Below are 17,966 nucleotides of genomic sequence, written 5' to 3'. Positions count from 1 at the left end.
TATTTATCATTAAATTTTCTAAGGACGAAAGGTACTTTTGTAGGAGAAATAAATAATTTAATGAAGACCTATAAAGACCTACACAAACCTGCATCTGAATTTGAAAATCGATCTGATTATTTAAATCATGAATTACAAATCATGAAACCTAAACGCTTTAGGTTAAACCTTCCTGGAAGAGATTTTAGTTTTGAATGGGAAGATTTGGTGCCTGCATTTGCTGGGACCGTTGGGATTATTGCTATGTATTCTTCTGTAATGATGGCTTGGGCAGAAGGTTTAACAGAAGCTTGGAGCCATGTGAGTCTTGGTAAAGACTTTGCTATAGAAGTTACTCGTGTTGAGATGCTTATTCCTGCTTTATTATTTGTAATTTTTGCTTCAGGTTTTTTTAATCCTAGAGCAAATTTAGCAGGTAATCATGGGCCTATGATTCCGCTAATTGCCAGTATCGCTTTAGCAGGCGCACATCCATTAGCTTTAGCTATATTAATAGGGGTATTTGGATTGTTGCTTAGTTTTTTTAAAGGCGGCTCGCGTTTGGTAAATTTAACAAGTAAGGGCGTCGCTGGCGGATTACTTATTTTTCTTGGATTTTCGGGAGGCTTAAGTCAGATTAAAACGATTCAAACTTGGAGCATGGGCTTAGAACATGCTACTGCCCACTCAGGTTCCTTAGGATATTTAGGTCTTGTAATTTTAGGGATAACTATTGTAGTTTATAGCCTTTTGGCCCGCATCGGAAAAAGATGGTTGTCCATACCTGGTTGTGCGATTATTGCTTTAATAACTGCTTTGATAGGAGGAGCAGGTTTCGACCTTCATTTTACAACCGAAATGGGGATCCCTAATTTAAGTCCAATTTATTGGTGGGGAAGTACAGAAGAAGGTTGGATGTTAGGATTGCCAAATATGCAGCATTTTGTAGCATCTTTACCTTTTGCTATTTTGGCGGTAGCTATGTGGTCCCCTGATTTTTTAGGACACCGTATTTTTCAAGAAATGAATTACCCAAAAAAATCAGAAAAAGTGCTTATGGATGTAGATGATACCATGACTATGTGTTCTTTTCGGCAAATGGTGGGTACGGCTCTTGGTGGTGGAAATATCACGTCGTCTTGGGGTACTTATATGATACCAGCCGCGATAGCAAAACGACCTATTCCTGCTGGAGCAATACTTCTTGGGTTAATGGTTATGGGTGTCGCCATACTAGGTTCGCCAATGGATGTAGCTATTTGGCCACCAGTACGTTGCATTGCGTTATTGGTTGGTGTATTTTTACCAATGATTGAAGCTGGAATACAAATGGTAAAAGAAAGTGCTTGTGCGCAAGCAGCTGGTATTTGTATTTTTGCAGCAATGGTTACCAACCCGGTACTAGCTTGGGCTTTAGCTATGTTTTTAGATAATAACGGATTAATAGGTGATTTAGAGCGTCCTAAAAGGCTGTCTGTTATAGATCGTTATGTTATTCCTCTAAGTATTTTAATTATCTGTATCATTGCTATGCTTGCTGTAGGAATGTTAGAAGGGACTTACGGTATTTCAGGATATTTGTAAGGATTGTGCTTGAATAGTTCTTTGAGGTATGTAGGCATCAATATGTTTTGTTTTATAATAAACTAAACCGGTTTCTTAAAAAAGATCTGGATTATTTTTTAACCAGAGGATAAGCGCCATAGGGCTAGAAGAATCTAATTCTAGTTTTTTTATAATATTACTTCGGTGTTTTTCTACAGTACGTTTTGAAATAAACAATTCTTCAGCAATTTGTGCACTCGTAAAATCTTGGTCTAAATATTTTAATATTTTTATTTCGCTCGCAGATAGTTTAAAATCTTTATTGGTTTTGGCATCAAAATGTAAAGAATTTTGAAGTTTCGAGCTAGTATAAGTATCTCCCGAAATGATATGTTTTATACAGACTTCTAATTCTTCTAAGGCCGTATCTTTAGTGATGTATCCTTCAATGGCTTTGCCTACTTCAGAAAGTATAGATTCTTGCTTGTGTAATGTAAGAATAATGGTTTTCGTAGGAACGTTATTTTTTTTTATGTTTTTAGCAATCTCTATACCGCTAAGCTTTGGCATATCAAAATCCAAAATAGCAACATGGGGTTTTAGCTTTAATATTTTGTTATAAGCGGTTTGTCCATCTGTGGCTGTATCAATAACATGGTAACCTAATTTTTCTAAAACGCCTTTAGTTCCATTTAGGATTAGAGGGTGATCATCTGCAAGAATAATAGTGGTTTTCATGATTTTTTATTTTGGAACTTTAATTTGAACGGTTGTACCTTTTCCTTTGATAGAGTTTATTTGAATTTGGGCACCAATAATTTGTGCGCGCTCCTTAAGTGTTTTCATGCCAAGGCTATTAAGCAAGGTGCTGTTTTCGGTGACATCAAAACCGATACCGTTATCTTTAATTTGAAACCATACGGTATTTTTATGGTCTTCAATGGTGATATTACACGCTTTAGCTTGAGAATGTTTTTCCACATTGTTTAAGCATTCTTGTATCATTCTAAAAACGAATATTTCACTGTCTTTAGGAATGTTTGATGCTTTGACTTCAATATCTTCGGAATAAAATATGTCAGAATTTTTTTGAAAGTTTTCAATTGTATTTTTAATAGAGTTGATTAATCCTAATTGCTCAAATTGAAAGGGGTGTAATTGTTGTGAAATGGTTCTAACTTCATCAATAGCACCATCAACCAAACTAGTGTCTGTTTTCTTTTCAGAATTTAAGAATATTTTGTTTTTAATGAGCAGTAAACTCTGTCCTACACTATCATGTAACTCACTAGAAATTCGCTTTCTTTCTATTTCAATATTTCTAATTATATCTTGAGCAAATTTTTTCTGAAGTATGGCATTTCGTTTTGAAAAAGTGCGTGAACGCCATAGATAGAAGATACTGAATAATGAGAATAGGCTAAGCCCAACAAACCAGAGTAATTGTTTTTTGCGTTTATTTTGCTCATCTAAAAGCTCAATTTGGCTGTCTTGTTCTTTTATTTTTTGATCGCGTTTAGCGGTTTCATATAAGGTCTGGTAGTAGGCGAGCGCTTTGGTTTTTTGTACAGAGAGAATAGAGTCTTCCGATTTTTTATAAACCTTAAAGTATTTATAAGCTAAATCAGGTTTGTTTAGTTTTTCATAGACTTTTGCTAAAAAGGCTTGAGCACGCTGTATGTTCTCGATCTGGTTGGATGATGTTACAATTTCGAGGTGTTTTAAGCCTAGCTGTTCTGCTTCAGCATATTTTTTTTGGGCGTAAGCAATCTTTTTTAGTGCTTTATAATAATGGTACTCATATATACCTTCTGTGTTTTCTTTGTCTTTTTCGACCTTTTTTAAGTACCATTTAGCTTTTTCAATGCTGTCATTCTCAGCATAAGCACTTGCTAATGCTGTATATAATATAGGTTTAAAATATTGATATTTATCGGTGTTTTTTACAGAAGCTAAGGATTTATGTAAATGGGTTAATCGTTTCTTTTCTAATCCCTCTTTTTTGTTATCAAAGGCTTGATTGAAATATAAGGTGGTAAGCAAGTCGTCGTTTTTCTGTTTTTCGGCAAGTGATATAGCTTCAAGGCGTTCTAGTTGGCCTTCCTTTCTAAAACCATTGTAGCTGTAAAGTATAGATAGAGAGTTTTTTATCGAAATAATTTTAGAGGTATCTTTTAATTTAATGAAAACCTTAGAGGCCTCTTGTAGGGTTTGTGAAGCTTTGGTAAGGTTGCCTTCATCGGAATACGCATAACCCTTGTATAACAAGGCCGTAGCCATAAGGCGATCGTTTTCGTCTTTTCTTGCATATTCAATGGCTTTATCATAATGCTGCAAGGCAGAATCTTTTTCTTTTATAAAATAGTAACTGTCACCTGAATCAATATACAGGCAAGCCATGTTTCTATTTGTTATATTCCCTTTTAAAGTTTTAAAATATTTCTTGTAAAGGTTTAGCCCTTCCTTGGGCTTTCCTAAGAAATTATTATAGAAATTGATGAGGTTTGTAGTGTTGTAAGCTGCAATGTTTAGGGAGTCTAATTCAATGGCATAGTCTATAGTAGCTTTTGCAATGGAATCATAATCTAGGGTTTCTTTATTTCTAACAATTTGAGTTAGACTATCGAGTAGTTTTAGTTTATGGGACTTGTTTACTTCTAAATCTATTTGTTTTTTTAAGGCACCTGCACGACGTTTGTCATTATCGTTTTGAGCATGACTAAAACCATATATTAGAAGTAAAACAATTAAAAGCACTTTTTTCATTGGGGCTATTTTCGCTGAGGAATGTTCCATCTGCAAATATAATACTCCAGACTTTTATTACGTTAAAAATTTAAAACGTATTACAAATATAAACGAGAGGCTACCTAATTAGGCAGCCTCTCGCTTAAGAAAAATATTTATATGGTAAAGTTTTATTCCTTCTCAATCCAAAGGCGTGCATTCACAAAGGCTTCTAACCAAGGTGTTGCTTCGTCTTTTCTGTTTTCTGGGTAATTTGCCCAGTTCCATTGGAAAGTAGAACGCTCAATATGAGGCATCGTTACTAAATGACGACCTGTTTTATCACAAAGCATCGCCGTGTTATAATCAGAACCATTTGGGTTATTTGGGTAGCCCTCGTAACCATATTTAGCTACAATGTTATACTGATCTTCTTTTTCTGGTAAGTTAAATTTACCTTCACCATGAGAAATCCAAACGCCTAATGTGCTTCCTGCTAAAGTAGAAAGCATCACCGAGTTATTCTCTTGAATTTTTACTGAAGTAAAAGAACTTTCGTGTTTTTTAGAATCGTTGTGAAGCATTTTTCCGTGAACTTTATGTTCTGGGTGAATTTCTTCTAATTCCATGAATAACTGACATCCATTACAAATACCAACAGATAAAGTGTCTTCTCTTTTGAAGAAGTCTTGAATCGCCTTATTAGCTTTTTCGTTGTATTTAATAGCACCTGCCCAACCTTTTGCAGAACCCAAAACATCGGAGTTAGAAAATCCTCCAACAGCACCTAAAAACTGAATATCTTCAAGCGTTTCACGACCAGAAATTAAATCGGTCATATGTACATCTTTCACATCAAAACCAGCTAAATACATGGCATTCGCCATTTCACGTTCAGAATTTGATCCTTTTTCACGTAAAATCGCTGCTTTTGGTCTGCTACCATTTAGAGTTGGTAATTTTCCTGTGAAGTTAGCAGGGAATGTATATTCTAAAGGTTGAACTTTATAGTTATCAAAACGCGCTTGAGCTAAACCGTTAGCCGTTTGCTTTTGGTCTAATAAGAATGATGTTTTGTACCAAACGTCTCTACTTTCAGTAATATTGAAAGAGAAACTATCCTCATTATTTTTAATGTTTAAGTTTCCTGTGTTGTTAGCTGAACCAATATTGAAGAATTCGATGTTATTTTCAGCTAAAACAGTTTCTACTGAAGCATCCGCTTGAAATACAAGTCCTGCATTTTCAGAAAATAATACCTTAATAGAATCTTCTTCATTTAAAGCAGAAAGATCTAAATCGGCACCTAAATTCACATCGGCAAAACACAATTCTAAAAGTGTGGTAATTAAACCACCAGAAGCCACATCGTGTCCCGCTTGAATTTTATCGTCTTTTATTAAGTTTTGAATGGTATTGAAAGCTGTTTTTACAAAAGCAGGGTTTTTCACATCAGGAGCATCGCTACCAATCGTATTTAAAACTTGGTTAAAAGAACTTCCACCTAATTTAAATTCGTCTTGAGAGATGTTGATGTAGTAAATGTTTCCACCGTTCTGTTTTAAAACAGGCTCTACAACTTTAGTAATATCGTTACAATTGGCTCCTGCCGAAATAATCACCGTACCCGGAGAAATCACATCACCATCAGGATATTTTTGCTTCATAGAAAGCGAATCTTTTCCTGTTGGCACATTCACACCTAAATCGATAGCAAATTCTGAAACCGCTTGAACCGCTTCGTATAAACGGGCGTCTTCACCTTCATTTTTACAAGGCCACATCCAGTTTGCAGATAATGAAACCGACTGTAAACCATCTTTTAATGGCGCCCAAACTAAGTTAGTAAGCGACTCTGTAATCGAGTTTCTACTTCCCGCTTGCGGATTAATTAATCCAGAAATAGGGGAGTGCCCAATAGTAGTTGCTACACCTTCTTTACCTTTAAAATCTAAGGCCATAACGCCCACGTTATTTAAAGGAATCTGTAATGGTCCAACACATTGTTGTTTGGCTACTTTACCACCAACACAACGGTCTACTTTATTTGTTAACCAATCTTTACAAGCCACAGCCTCAAGTTGTAACACTTGATTTAAGTAGATTTGTAAGTTTTTAGTCTTGTATCTTGAGTTTTTATATTTTCTGGTAACCGTTTTATCGGTTAAAACCGTTTTTGGCGAACTACCAAACATATCTTCTAAAGCTAAATCCATTGGCGTATTGCCTTTAGTTTTAGATTGGAACGTAAAGCGGTCATCACCTGTAACATCACCTACGGTGTACATTGGCGAACGCTCACGATCGGCAATTTTATGTAAGGTTTCAATATGTTCTTCAGCAATCACTAAGCCCATACGCTCTTGCGATTCGTTACCAATAATTTCTTTATCAGAAAGAGTTGGATCTCCAACAGGAAGCGCATCTAAATCAATTTTTCCACCGGTATCTTCAACCAATTCCGAAAGACAATTTAAGTGACCACCAGCACCGTGATCGTGAATAGACACGATAAAGTTTTCATCGCCTTCAACCATACCACGAACAGCATTGGCCGCACGTTTTTGCATTTCTGGGTTAGAACGTTGTACCGCATTTAATTCGATTCCTGAAGCAAAAGCTCCTGTATCTGCCGATGATACCGCAGCACCCCCCATACCAATACGGTAATTTTCACCACCAAGAATCACAATTTTATCGCCAGCTTTAGGCGTGTCCTTTAAAGCTTGTTCTGCTTTACCATAACCAATACCACCAGCTTGCATAATCACTTTATCGAAACCTAAGCGTCTTGCCGCAGCATCACTTACAGACGAGTTTTCGTTATGCTCGAAAGTTAATACAGAACCAGTAATTAATGGTTGTCCGAATTTGTTACCAAAATCTGAAGCACCATTAGAGGCCTTTATTAAAATATCCATTGGCGTTTGGTATAGCCAATCTCTAGCTTCAAACTTTTGTTCCCAAGGTCTGTTTTCTTCTAAACGTGAGTAAGACGTCATATAAACCGCTGTTCCAGCTAAAGGTAAAGAGCCTTTTCCGCCAGCCAGTCTGTCTCTAATTTCACCACCAGCACCAGTTGCCGAACCATTAAAAGGCTCCACTGTGGTTGGGAAATTGTGCGTTTCCGCTTTAAGCGAGATTACAGAATCGAAATCTTTAGTCGCATAGAAATCTGGAATATCGGCACGTTTAGGTGCAAATTGTTCCACTTTTGGGCCTTTTATAAAAGCCACATTATCTTTATAAGCCGAAACAATATCGTTAGGATGTTGTTTAGACGTTTCTTTAATTAATTTGAATAACGACGTTGGTTTTTCTTCACCGTCAATAACAAATGTACCGTTGAAAATTTTGTGACGACAGTGCTCAGAATTCACTTGTGAGAACCCGAAAACCTCAGAATCTGTTAACGGACGCCCAATTTTCTTAGCCACCCCTTCTAAATACGCTACTTCTTCATCGCTTAACGACAAACCTTCTTGGTTGTTGTAAGCCGCAATATCATCGATATTTAAAATAGGTTCTGGCTGAATATCAATAGTAAATGATTCTTGATTCAAACCATTGAATTTTTCAGAAATCATAGGGTCGAAATCCGAAAAATCTTCAGAAGACGATTGAAACTCCTCAATTCTGATGATGTCTGAAATCCCCATGTTTTGAGTGATTTCAACAGCATTAGTACTCCAAGGTGTGATCATGGCAGCACGAGGCCCAACAAAAAAAGCATCCAATGATGCTTGCTCTATTTTTGGCTGGTTGCCAAATAACCACTCCAATTTAGTAATGGTTTCGGTTGATAATTCTTTTGTTGCTTGAACAGCAAATACTTTGCTGGTTACGTTTCCAAAGAAATGAATCATTATATCTTAATTTGTATTGTTAAAAAGAAAGCACAAATTTACTGCTTTTTAGTGGAATTTCATCTAAAAATATAACACCAGAATTTCCGAGTTATTTACAAGGTTTTAAACAAACAAAAAACAAAATAATTATTAATGTTTGGGCGTTACCCAAGGGTCGCGCTTTCCGCTATATCTTTTTAAATTATTTCGATTAAAATTTAAAGAAGTCGTTCTATTAGTGGTTTGGTGTTAAAACAAAAATCACGTTCTTAAAATTTAAAAAGGATGCCGCTACAATCGCTAACGCGGGCGTGCTTGCTAAGTCGATCGTTGTGTTTTGGTGTGGTTTTGATTTTGGAAAGTATTTTCAAAAAGTTGTGTTTATGTAAAAAAATGTATTAATCCTTATTAACTAAGATTAATACATTTTCCATCGTAATCTCAGTGACTACAGACCCTTCAAGTTTTTAAAACCTGAAGGGTCTTTTTTCGTTAATACAGTAATTTTTATTAATCCGTTTCACAGTTTGTAATTATTACAAAGTAGAATTAATAAAATAAATGAGGCTGTCTAAAAAGTGTTGAAATTCGTCATTCTGAATTTATTTCAGAATCTCATCATATTGAAAATCAATCATTATGAGAACCTGAAATAAATTCAGGTTGACGGTAAACTTACTTTTTAGACAGCCTCATTTAAAATAAGTATATTTTTAAAGAAAAACTATGCCTTTCTTTCTAAAAGTGCCATATAAAAACCATCAAACCCAGATTTGTGAGCGGATACTTTTTTGTCTTTTAAAAGCGTGAAGTTAGCTCCAGCTTCAGATTTTAAGAAACTCGCTACTTGTAGCTGATTTTCAGAAGGTAAAACTGAGCACGTGGCATAAACCATTTGTCCGCCAGCTTTCACCATGCGAGAATACTGTTGTAAAATCTCCTGTTGTGTTTTTCTTATTTTATCAAGAAACTCAGGTTGCAGTTTCCATTTCGCATCAGGATTTCTACGTAAAACACCTAAACCAGAACACGGGGCATCAATTACCACACGGTCTGCTTTATCGTAAAGTTTTTTAATCACTTTTGTAGAATCAATAGCACGAGGCTCGATATTGTGTGCGCCGGCACGTTTGGCCCTACGTTTTAATTCATGCAGCTTATTCGCATAAATATCCATAGCAATAATTTGTCCTTTGTTTTCCATTAACGCAGCAAGGTGCAACGTTTTTCCGCCAGCTCCCGCACAAGTATCTACCACACGCATGCCTGGTTGTACGTTTGCAAATTCAGCCACTAATTGTGATGAGGCATCTTGAACTTCAAAGTGTCCGTTTTTAAAAGCTTCCGTAGAGAACACATTAGCACGTTCACGAAGTTTCAAGGCGCTTGGATAACCTTTTATAAATTCTGTTTCAATATTTAAATCGAATAATTCAGATTGTAGTTTTTCCTTGGTTGTTTTAAGGGTGTTTACTCTTAAAATCACATCGGCTTGCTCATTAAGGGCAGCCATTTCTTTAGACCAGAAATCAGCACTTAATTCTTTTTCACCCACTTCATCCATCCAATCAGGAATAGATTCTTTGAGTTTTCTAGTTTGAGAAAGTTCATCAAAGCGACCTTTTATTTTTCGAGTAGGGGTATTTTCAAAATATTTCCAATCCGGTAAAGTAATCCCTTTTAAAGTGGCCCAAACCGCAAACATGCGCCAAAGGTTGTCTCTGTCAAAAGGCTCTTTTACCTCTGCAATTTCAGCGTATAAACGCTTCCAACGTACAATATCGTAAGTCGTTTCAGCAACAAAACCTCTGTCGCGAGCGCCCCAACGTTTATCACGTTTTAAAAGTTGCTGTATCACCTTATCGGCGTACTTTCCTTCGTTAAAGATTAGGGTTAAGCCATCAATAACGGCAAAGCATAAATTTCTGTGTAATCGCATGGTATAAAAATAATAAGGCTGCAAAGTTACATTAATTGCTACGAATTCACGACTTTTTTAATTTTAACTGTATTTAATTGTGCTAGTGTTTCGGTTTTAAAAATTCAAGGATGATTTAACTTGTCTATATCCGGTTGTTATTTCCATGTGTATATTTTAATCTTAAGCCAAGCTTCCCTATTTTTACTCAAAATTTTTATAGATGAAATATTTTAGCCTATTCGCTTTATTACTGGTTCTTTTTAATTGTAAAGAAGAAAATAAACGCCCTGTTGAAACCTCGATTGAATCTCCTGATGGAATGCCTGCAGCCATTCATGAAGATAGTTTGACAGTTTCAGATATTCATATTGAAGCCCCTATAATCCTTAAAGATGTGAATATCGTTCAGGTAGAAGGTATATTTCGTGATGCAGATTACAGTATCCGAACGATAGAAATTTTAAAAGATAAAAGCTTAGCCTTTGCTGCAAATAATGGTGTTTTTGGTATGAATAGTTTAAAAACAGGTATGTGGCAGACCTCAACCATGACTCGTGAAAACACGACTTTGAACTTTAGAGCTACAGCACATACAGCGCATGATTTTTTTATGTTGACTACTGAAAGTCCGGCTTTACTTTACAAAACAGGAGATAACGGAAGTATGGTTTTAGTGTATCAAGAAGCAGGCGAAGGCGTATTTTATGATGCCATGACCTTTTGGGATGACCAAGAAGGGATTGCGATAGGTGATAGTGTTGATGGTTGCATGTCGGTGATTATCACCAGAGATGGAGGTTCAACTTGGAAAAAGTTAGATTGTTCGCAGTTACCTGAAGCCGAAATAGGCGAGGGAGCTTTTGCAGCCAGTAATACCAATATTAAGACCTTAGGCGATAAAGCATGGTTTGGTACTACACACGGAAACATCTATTACACAGCAGACCGTGGTAAAACTTGGTCGGTAACTAAAACAGATATAGCGAGTGCTGAAGAAACCGAAGGCATCTACTCTATAGATTTTTACGATGAGTTGAATGGTTTTGCTATTGGTGGTGATTATACCAAGCCAGAAGGCAATGCTGCAAATAAAATTCGTACTACAGATGGTGGTAAAACTTGGACTTTAGTCGCGCAACATCAAAATCCGGGATATAGCAGTTGTGTGCGTTATGTACCTAGAGCAGGTGGTAAAGCCTTGGTGGCCTCAAGTGCTAAAGGTATTTATTATAGTACAAACTCAGGTAGCACTTGGAAAGAGGTTACCGAAGCTGGTTTTTACTCTTTACGTTTTTTAAACGATTCTGTAGCTTATGGTACAGGAGCTGGGAAAATTTCTAAACTAACCTTTAAAGATAGCCTGAATTAAGGCTTTTCTTTTCTTCGTTTTTTATATTCTTCAAACATTTTACGCTTAAACTCTTCTTCTGATACTTTCAGTAAGATGATTTTTTTAGGCGGAAGAATGTCTAGTAAGTCATTTGCAAAATCCATACGAAGCTGATGCAGTTTTATTTCAGCGTCATTGAGATTCGTGATTAAAGCTTTTGCTTCGGCATCGGTCATAGACTCGAAATTTGATTTAATCTCACGTCTGATTTTGCGTATTTCTTCGTGTTTAATTTGGTTCGTTTTGTCTTCGTAAGTATTATAAACTGGCCAGAAACCTTGCGCTTCTTTAGAAGTGAGGTCTAACTTTTCGGTAATATAAGCCACTTTTAGGGCTTTGATGTGGTCTCTTTTGTTTTTCTGAGCGAACACCGTTAACGATGAAAATAAAAGAAGTATAAGGAGTGATTTTTTCATAAGTTATTCAGTTATTAAATTTTCAATATTAGCATAATTCAATAAATAGTCTTCAATATGCTCATCATCAATATCAGATTCAGAAAATATGCTTTCGTCTAATTCTTCATCAGAAAAAAGTGAAGCCAATTCAGAAGTGCTTATTTTTTCATTCAAAATATAATTTTCAACAGTTTGTGTATCTAAACTATCAAAAGTTGGTTTGTTTTCAAAAACAGACAGATTAAATAAAAGTAATACGGAAGCAGCAATACTCGATGCAAATAGAATTGTTTTCTTACTAAAAAGAGGTATAACAGGTGTTTGTTTTTCCTGTTTTTCAATACCAGCTAAAATGTTATCTTCAACGGTATTGAAATAGTCTTTAGGAATTTCAAAGCCACTTTCCATTACAGCATTTAAAGGAGAAGCGTTTTTGATTTGACTCATGATTTTATCATCAAGCGCATCAAAATAGCCTTCAGGAACTTTAAAGCCAGTAGATTTATCGTTATGTAACTTATTTGTTTTCATCTTATTTATAAGACTCTGTTTTTTTGTAAAGGTTTAATCTTGGGTGAGATAAGATTCAATTTTTTTCACTGCAATGTGGTATGATGCTTTTAAAGCCCCTTCACTAGTTTCTAAAATCTCTGCCATATCTTTATATTTTATGTCTTCAAAATACTTCATATTAAATACCAATTGCTGTTTTTCAGGTAAGCTTGCAATGGCTTGTTGTAATTTTAATTTAATATGATCGCCTTCAAAATAAACATCAGAAGCTAAATTATTTATGGTTGTATTTTGCAGCTCTTCGTTGGTGATTTGTAATTGTTTAGCCTTTTTACTCAAAAAACTTAACGATTCGTTGGTGGCAATACGGTACATCCAAGAGTATAGTTTGCTATCACCTTTAAAACCTGCTATGTTTTTATAAACCTTTATAAAGGTGTTTTGAAGTACGTCATCAGCATCATCATGAGACTTTACGATATTACGAATGTGCCAATACAAACGTTCCTTGTATAAGTTTAGTAAAACTTTAAAGGCCTGTTCTTTTTGGTTTTCAGATTTGAGTTGTTCTAAAAGTATCGTTTCGTCTGTCACGAATGGCTATTTATTACTTAGACTTTTAAAATTACTGAAAGTTTAATGGGGTTGGTGCTTTTTGATTAAAAACTTAGTTGATGGTTAAAATGGTATTAATACGGAGACTGAAATATTAGCCCATAAAAAAACCGTCTAAAAGACGGTTTTTCTGAATTATATAGAGAACTGATAGTTCAATTATACGTAATAATTATTATCAAAGTCACATTCTTTTCCTAAATGCTCAAACTTGGCAAGTTCTTCAATAAGTCCGTTATTGACTTTATCAAAAACTTCATAAGCGATTTTTCCTAAAGGTAAATGTACAGGCGCTTCTTCTAGTTGCGCTAATTTATATATAGCATCAGCTGCTTTTTCAGGGTCACCAGGTTGGTTTCCGCTTAATTTTTGAAGAGACGTGATACGCTCACCTACAGTACTTTCGTAATCCTTGATTTTTGTATTCTCATAATCAGCAGAACTTCCAGCCCACTCAGTACGGAATGGTCCTGGCTCTACGTTAGTCACTTTAATGTTTAAAGGTTTTAATTCAGCAGCAAGGGCTTCACCAATACCTTCTAAAGCAAATTTAGAACCGTTGTAAATGCCTAAACCTTGAGAACCAATACGACCAGCAATTGAAGTGATATTAATAATATGACCAGATTTACGGGCACGCATTGATGGTAATAATTCACGAATAGTCGTTAAAACACCAAAAACATTAACGTCAAACTGTCTTTTTACTTCTTCGTCTGAAACTTCTTCTACGCTTCCCATAACGCCGTATCCAGCATTATTTACCAAAACATCAACTTTACCAAATTTATCTAAAATTGATTTTACGCCATCAATAATCATATCGTTTGAGGCTACATCAATAAGGACACCAAAAGATTTCCCTGGGACTTCACTGTTAAATGCTTCTACTTGTTCTTGTTTTCTAAAAGTACCAACAACAATTTCTCCTTTTGATAATACTTCTTTTGCTAATTGTTTTCCTAAACCCGATGAAACACCAGTGATGAACCACACTTTTTCTTTAATATCCATTTGTAATTTTAATCTATTTTTAATTATTATTGAAAAGCAAGTTAGTAAAAGATTTAAACTTATTGGAATGTTCTATTATGTTTTTATTTTTCTATGAAAAAGGAGCGCTGCGGTACAGGAATATGTGTTGGTTATACAAACTTATTAAGATATGATGAAGCGTGTACTATCCGTATAATACCTGATAAATGTAAAGTATTGGTAGACAGGTGTTTTGTAGTGGTTTTGTCGGTAAAGTGCATATAACAAACGATTAAGTGTCGTTTTTCTTGCGAAATAAAGTTTTGTCATTTACTTTTACTTCAGAACCTAACTTATTATTGTTAGATGTCCCCATGTCTATCAATAACATAGAAAAAAGGATAGAAGCCCAAATCTCTATCTTTTTTAACATTATTAAGTTAGGTTCTTTTTTTATGCCAGACTTTGCATGGCAACTAGCTTATGGTAGATTCCTTTTTTGTCTAAAAGCTCGCTGTGTTTTCCTTGTTCTACGATTTCCCCTTTGTTTAAAACAATGATTTGATCAGCCTTTTGTATGGTTGAAAGACGGTGTGCAATAACTATAGAGGTTCTGTTTTGCATCATTTTATCAAGCGCATCTTGAACCAAGCGCTCGCTTTCGGTATCTAAGGCTGAGGTAGCCTCATCTAATATCATGATTGGAGGGTTTTTTAGCACGGCGCGTGCAATACTCAAGCGTTGTTTTTGTCCGCCAGAAAGTTTATTTCCAGAATCACCAATATTGGTTTCAATACCTTGAGGAAGGTCTTTAACAAACTCCCAGGCGTTAGCAATTTTTAAGGCGTCAATAATTTCAGCATCTGTGGCGTTAGCTCTTCCTATTAGTAAATTGTTTTTAATAGAATCATTAAACAGGATAGAATCTTGTGTGACTAGCCCCATTAAATCGCGAAGCGAATGTTTGGTTAAATCACGTATATCTGTACCATCGATAGAAATGTTTCCGGAGTTCACATCGTAGAAACGCGTCACTAGATTGGCAATGGTGCTTTTTCCACTTCCAGATTGACCAACAAGCGCCACGGTTTTTCCTTTAGGAACTTGTATTGAAAAATTCTTTAAGACCAGTTCGTCTTCGTATTTGAAAGAAATGTTATTGATGTCAATACTAGTTGTAAAATCTTCTTTCACGATAGCATCAGGCTTATCTTCCAAAGAAGAAGGAGTGTGTAAAACCTCTAAAACACGATCGGCAGCGGCGTTTCCAGCTTTCACTTTGTAACTCGCTTTACTAATGGCTTTGGCGGGTGTTAAAATTTGATAAGCTAAAGCCATATAGGTGATAAAAGCACCACCTGTAAGTGTTTTTTCTATTAAAACCATGCTTCCGCCGTACCAAAGTAAGGCCGCTATGGTCACAATACCTAGAAATTCACTAGTAGGTGAAGCTAAATTTTGTCGGTTTAAAAGGGTATTCGAATAATGATAAAAACGATTCGTAGATTCTTGAAATTTCCTGTTGAATTTACCTTCAGCATTAAAGCCTTTAATGACTTTCAGTCCGCTTAAGGTTTCTTCTAAAGTAGAAATAAAAACCCCTTGTTCAGCTTGTACCTGTCCTGATTTTCGTTTTAGGCTTTTTCCTATTCTCGAGATAATAAACCCGGCTATAGGAATGAAGATAAACACAAAAATGGTGAGTTTTGCTGAAAGCGTAAACATAGTGACAATAGCAAAAACAATAGTTAAAGGCTCTTTTATGATAAGTTCTAAAATAGCCAACAACGAATTTTTCACCTCGTTTACATCGCCTGAAATACGGGCGATAATATCCCCTTTTTTCTTTTCGGAATAATAAGAAATAGGTAAAGTAATGACTTTGTCATAGATGGCATTACGCATGTCTTGCAGAACACCATTCCGAAGGAAAGTAATAGAAAAAAGTGCTAAATAGTTAAAGATGTTCTTAAGTAGAAACAGGCTGATAATTAAAATGATCATGTAGAGCAAAGTGCGTTCTGGGCCTTCGCTCGCGTTGGTTGTGGTTACAAAATAATTTAAATAATCTTGCCCGTAATCTTTGAGGTGTTTAAAGCCTTGGTACTTTGGTTTAATCGTTAATCTTTCAGTTTCTCCAAAGAGCACACTTATCATGGGCATTAAAGCGACCATGGCCAAAGTGCTAAACAAGGCATATAAGATGTTAAAGAATATATTTAAAAAACCGTACTTTTTGTACGGTTTTATAAATTGAGAAAGTTTTTTTAAATACTCCATTAAATAAGATTCATATCTTTTAAGATGGCTTCTGCTTTAGCATCAAGTTGTGCTTCGGCAGATTTAAAATCAGCTTCATCTTTTAAAGTGTCGTTGACACTCACGTAGAATTTGATTTTAGGTTCTGTACCACTTGGTCGCAACGCTACTTGGCTACCATCTTCAGTGTAATAAATAATAACATTCGATTTTGGAATATCGATAGTACTCGTTTCACCGGTAATCATGTTTTTTGAAACCGATAAATCGTAGTCTTCAATTTTTACCACTTTAGAGCCGTTAATCACTTTCAACGGGTTTTCACGAGCGTCAATCATCATGTTTTTGATTTCTTCAGCCCCTTCAATACCTTTCTTCGTAAGTGAAACTAGTTTTTCTTTGTAGAACCCGTGTTCAGTGTATAAACTGATTAATTCTTTGAAAAAAGAACTGTTGTTAGATTTTGAAATTGCAGCAATTTCGCAAGCCAAAAGGGTAGAAGTTACGGCATCTTTGTCACGAACAAAATTGCCAACCATAAACCCAAAGCTTTCTTCGCCACCACCTACAAAATCTAGTTCTGGGAAATCGTGAATTAACTTAGCAATCCATTTGAAACCGGTTAGAACAATTTTACTTTCAACCTTGTAAGATTCAGCTAATTTGCTCAACATCGGTGTAGAAACGATGGTAGATGCAATAAATTCTTTGCCTTTAATTTTGTCTTCCGCCTTCCATTGTTTTAATAAGAAATCAGTCATCATTAACATGGTTTGATTTCCGTTAAGCAATTGCAATTCATTTTCGGCGTTACGCACGGCAACCCCTAAGCGATCGCAATCTGGGTCGGTACCAATAACGATATCGGCATTAACTTCTTCAGCTAATTCTAAAGCCATTTTTAAGGCAGCAGGCTCTTCTGGGTTAGGTGATTTTACGGTTGGAAAACCGCCATCAGGAGCTTCTTGTTCCTTTACAATATGTACATTTTTATATCCAGCACGTTTTAAGGTTTCAGGAACCGCGGTAATGGAGGTTCCGTGAAGAGATGTGAACACAATGGTTAAATCATCTTTAGCCGCTTGAGTGGCACCTACGCTACCATTTTCAACAGAAGCATTAATAAAAATATCATCAACGTCTTCACCGATATAATGAATTAAGCTATCGTTAGCTTCAAATTTAATGTTTGCGTATTCAACGGTATTAATAACATCAATCACACCTTTATCATGTGGCGGTACTAGCTGTCCGCCATCCTGCCAGTACACTTTGTAGCCGTTATATTCTGGTGGGTTGTGTGATGCTGTTAAAACAATTCCGCAGTGACAGTTTAAATGTTTAACTGCGAATGATAATTCTGGAGTAGCACGTAAGTCTTCGAATAAATACACTTCAACACCATTTGCAGAAAACACATCGGCAACAACTTTTGCTAAAGATTTGCTGTTGTGTCTACAATCGTAAGCGATCACCGCTTTTGGGGTTTCGTTAGGAAACTGTTGGTGTAAATAATCACTTAAACCTTGGGTGCTTTTTCCAAGGGTGTATTTGTTAATTCTATTGGTTCCAATACCCATGATACCACGCATACCACCTGTACCAAATTCTAAGTCTTTGTAAAAACTTTCTTGAATGTCTTTGGGTTTGTGTGCAATACTTTCTTTAATGGTATTTTGCGTGTCTTTATCAAAAGCAGGGGTTAGCCAGCTGTTTATTCTTTCTAAGATTTTTGGTTCAATGTGTATCATAATGTCTTGAAATAAAGGAATACAAAAATAAGTAATTCCTGTTTT

General features: G+C 35.7%; 12 protein-coding genes. 2 read left to right on the top strand and 10 right to left on the bottom strand.

What is annotated here, in order from left to right; genetic code table 11:
• The first annotated feature begins 60 nt into the window (after window positions 1-60).
• Window positions 61-1,563, top strand: a complete 1,503-nt coding sequence (locus tag F6U93_RS03630) for a DUF3360 family protein (RefSeq protein WP_150936935.1) — start codon at window positions 61-63, stop codon at window positions 1,561-1,563.
• Window positions 1,564-1,638: 75 nt separating this feature from the next.
• Here F6U93_RS03630 and F6U93_RS03625 read toward each other — a convergent pair whose 3' ends face one another.
• The 4 genes from F6U93_RS03625 to F6U93_RS03610 all read right to left on the bottom strand — a co-directional run bounded on the left by F6U93_RS03625 (window position 1,639) and on the right by F6U93_RS03610 (window position 10,038).
• On the bottom strand, window positions 1,639-2,262 hold the full coding sequence (locus F6U93_RS03625; RefSeq protein ID WP_150936933.1) for a response regulator transcription factor: 624 nt from the start codon (window positions 2,260-2,262) through the stop codon (window positions 1,639-1,641).
• Between the two features lie 6 nt (window positions 2,263-2,268).
• On the bottom strand, window positions 2,269-4,290 hold the full coding sequence (locus F6U93_RS03620; protein ID WP_191963448.1) for an ATP-binding protein: 2,022 nt from the start codon (window positions 4,288-4,290) through the stop codon (window positions 2,269-2,271).
• A 152-nt stretch (window positions 4,291-4,442) separates the two neighbouring features.
• A complete protein-coding gene (gene purL, locus F6U93_RS03615) occupies window positions 4,443-8,117 on the bottom strand; it encodes a phosphoribosylformylglycinamidine synthase (protein ID WP_150936930.1) in 3,675 nt (1,224 codons plus the stop codon).
• 706 nt (window positions 8,118-8,823) lie between these two features.
• Window positions 8,824-10,038, bottom strand: coding sequence for an RsmB/NOP family class I SAM-dependent RNA methyltransferase (locus tag F6U93_RS03610; RefSeq protein WP_150936928.1), 1,215 nt, complete (start codon window positions 10,036-10,038; stop codon window positions 8,824-8,826).
• Between the two features lie 202 nt (window positions 10,039-10,240).
• Here F6U93_RS03610 and F6U93_RS03605 point away from each other — a divergent pair, with 202 nt between their 5' ends.
• Window positions 10,241-11,389: a WD40/YVTN/BNR-like repeat-containing protein gene (locus tag F6U93_RS03605; protein ID WP_225312543.1), complete on the top strand. Its 1,149-nt coding sequence runs from the start codon at window positions 10,241-10,243 to the stop codon at window positions 11,387-11,389.
• Here the strand turns inward: F6U93_RS03605 and F6U93_RS03600 are convergent.
• The 6 genes from F6U93_RS03600 to F6U93_RS03575 form a co-directional block, all read right to left on the bottom strand.
• Window positions 11,386-11,826, bottom strand: a complete 441-nt coding sequence (locus tag F6U93_RS03600; protein ID WP_150936926.1) for a sensor of ECF-type sigma factor — start codon at window positions 11,824-11,826, stop codon at window positions 11,386-11,388. The two genes, F6U93_RS03605 and F6U93_RS03600, sit on opposite strands and share 4 nt — an antisense overlap.
• Before the next feature lie 3 nt (window positions 11,827-11,829).
• Window positions 11,830-12,339 (bottom strand): hypothetical protein, encoded by a 510-nt coding sequence (locus F6U93_RS03595; RefSeq protein ID WP_150936924.1) that lies wholly within the window; start codon window positions 12,337-12,339, stop codon window positions 11,830-11,832.
• A 33-nt stretch (window positions 12,340-12,372) separates the two neighbouring features.
• Window positions 12,373-12,915, bottom strand: coding sequence for an RNA polymerase sigma factor (locus F6U93_RS03590; protein ID WP_150936922.1), 543 nt, complete (start codon window positions 12,913-12,915; stop codon window positions 12,373-12,375).
• 180 nt (window positions 12,916-13,095) lie between these two features.
• Entirely contained in the window at window positions 13,096-13,950 is an 855-nt protein-coding gene (locus tag F6U93_RS03585; RefSeq protein ID WP_150936920.1) for an oxidoreductase, read from the bottom strand.
• A gap of 414 nt (window positions 13,951-14,364) precedes the next feature.
• Window positions 14,365-16,191 carry an ABC transporter ATP-binding protein gene (locus F6U93_RS03580; protein ID WP_150936919.1) on the bottom strand — a complete coding sequence of 609 codons (1,827 nt, stop codon included), beginning with the start codon at window positions 16,189-16,191 and terminating at the stop codon, window positions 14,365-14,367.
• On the bottom strand, window positions 16,191-17,921 hold the full coding sequence (locus tag F6U93_RS03575; RefSeq protein WP_191963447.1) for a phospho-sugar mutase: 1,731 nt from the start codon (window positions 17,919-17,921) through the stop codon (window positions 16,191-16,193). The genes F6U93_RS03580 and F6U93_RS03575 overlap by 1 nt, the downstream gene beginning before the upstream one ends.
• Window positions 17,922-17,966 lie beyond the last annotated feature (45 nt).

Source organism: Pseudotamlana haliotis (genome assembly GCF_008806375.1).
Classification (GTDB): domain Bacteria; phylum Bacteroidota; class Bacteroidia; order Flavobacteriales; family Flavobacteriaceae; genus Pseudotamlana; species Pseudotamlana haliotis.
Note: the sequence above shows the minus strand (reverse complement) of the source record. Positions and strands in the feature narration are given on the sequence as shown.

Excerpts from the sequence above, each read along its gene's own strand:
- F6U93_RS03630 (WP_150936935.1), top strand. The coding sequence starts at position 61 with ATGAAGACCTATAAAGACCTACACAAACCTGCATCTGAATTTGAAAAT.
- F6U93_RS03610 (WP_150936928.1), bottom strand. The coding sequence starts at position 10,038 with ATGCGATTACACAGAAATTTATGCTTTGCCGTTATTGATGGCTTAACC.
- F6U93_RS03605 (WP_225312543.1), top strand. The coding sequence starts at position 10,241 with ATGAAATATTTTAGCCTATTCGCTTTATTACTGGTTCTTTTTAATTGT.
- F6U93_RS03580 (WP_150936919.1), bottom strand. The coding sequence starts at position 16,191 with ATGGAGTATTTAAAAAAACTTTCTCAATTTATAAAACCGTACAAAAAG.
- F6U93_RS03595 (WP_150936924.1), bottom strand. The coding sequence starts at position 12,339 with ATGAAAACAAATAAGTTACATAACGATAAATCTACTGGCTTTAAAGTT.
- F6U93_RS03620 (WP_191963448.1), bottom strand. The coding sequence starts at position 4,290 with ATGAAAAAAGTGCTTTTAATTGTTTTACTTCTAATATATGGTTTTAGT.
- F6U93_RS03625 (WP_150936933.1), bottom strand. The coding sequence starts at position 2,262 with ATGAAAACCACTATTATTCTTGCAGATGATCACCCTCTAATCCTAAAT.
- F6U93_RS03600 (WP_150936926.1), bottom strand. The coding sequence starts at position 11,826 with ATGAAAAAATCACTCCTTATACTTCTTTTATTTTCATCGTTAACGGTG.
- F6U93_RS03575 (WP_191963447.1), bottom strand. The coding sequence starts at position 17,921 with ATGATACACATTGAACCAAAAATCTTAGAAAGAATAAACAGCTGGCTA.
- F6U93_RS03585 (WP_150936920.1), bottom strand. The coding sequence starts at position 13,950 with ATGGATATTAAAGAAAAAGTGTGGTTCATCACTGGTGTTTCATCGGGT.
- purL (WP_150936930.1), bottom strand. The coding sequence starts at position 8,117 with ATGATTCATTTCTTTGGAAACGTAACCAGCAAAGTATTTGCTGTTCAA.